At 45.1% G+C, this 905-nt stretch carries 1 protein-coding gene and 1 pseudogene; one reads left to right on the top strand and one right to left on the bottom strand.

Annotation, left to right across the window (positions count from 1 at the left end; all coding sequences use genetic code 11):
* Positions 1–307 (top strand): annotated as a pseudogene (locus R7Z77_RS24560) (ribonuclease regulator); the annotation flags it as partial.
* On the opposite strand, the gene R7Z77_RS24555 reads toward R7Z77_RS24560, so the two are convergent.
* Entirely contained in the window at positions 304–786 is a 483-nt protein-coding gene (locus R7Z77_RS24555) for a putative 4-hydroxy-4-methyl-2-oxoglutarate aldolase (RefSeq protein ID WP_318136954.1), read from the bottom strand. The pseudogene R7Z77_RS24560 and the gene R7Z77_RS24555 overlap by 4 nt on opposite strands.
* Positions 787–905: the final 119 nt, after the last annotated feature.

The raw sequence follows: 905 nt of genomic DNA, 5'->3' as shown, positions 1-905 counted from the left end.
CTACGCCTATGAACTTTTTGATTCTGTTGACCTTTATGTAGGTGCGCGAGTCAATAACTCTCCGACTCAAAACCAAAGCGGCTTTCTCAGCGGGATCAGCTACCACTTCAATGATCGTGTCACCGTAAAAAGTACCGTAAGATCTTACAAATCTGAGAATAGCAACGGCATTCAAACCGAAGACAGCAGCCTCGCTGCTGAACTTTCTAGCCGCGTGAAAATTACCGATAAGTTAGACATTCACGCGACGTTGGAATACCAAGATTGGCAACAAGGCTTTGAGGTAGGTTTAGGTTTCCGATTCTAAAAATCGAGTGCTTCTTTTGAAATCAACACCCCATTCCAATCGGCATAAACATGATGTTTTGGTTGAACAATTTGGTTCAGCATCGTTAACGTCACGTTGACTTCACCCACACCACGCTTTTCCGTTTTAAACGGACATGTACCCAGCGCTTGCACTCCTATTTCCATTTGCGACATTTGTGCCACATCACGCACTGCTCCGTACACAATGATGCCTTCCCAACCATTTTCGATACCGAGTATCGCCAGCTGATCACCAAGCAGCGCTTTTTGGCAGGAACCGTGTCCATCAACAATCAAGACTTTGCCAGTGCCATCCTGTTCTAGAACTTCACGTACTTTAGAATTATCGTGATAGCAACGCACTGTGACAATTTCGCCATGAAAGGCGGTACGTTGACCAAAGTTCTGTAGCGGTAAATTTAGCAACGTCACTTGGTCTTCAAATTCATCACAAATATCTGGTGTTATGTCTCTCATATTTCCTCCGTGAATTTGCTCGCTCGGGCATAACCCCAACGAGAGATATCCTGTTATACGAGCCTGTCGTTAATTTTTCCTAGCCAGTGTTTTTTGCTCGGTGCCGCGCACGCAACTAA

The organism is Vibrio sp. 1401, from assembly GCF_033340295.1.
The sequence above is the reverse complement of the archived record's forward strand: the minus strand, read 5'-3'. Positions and strand labels throughout refer to the sequence as shown.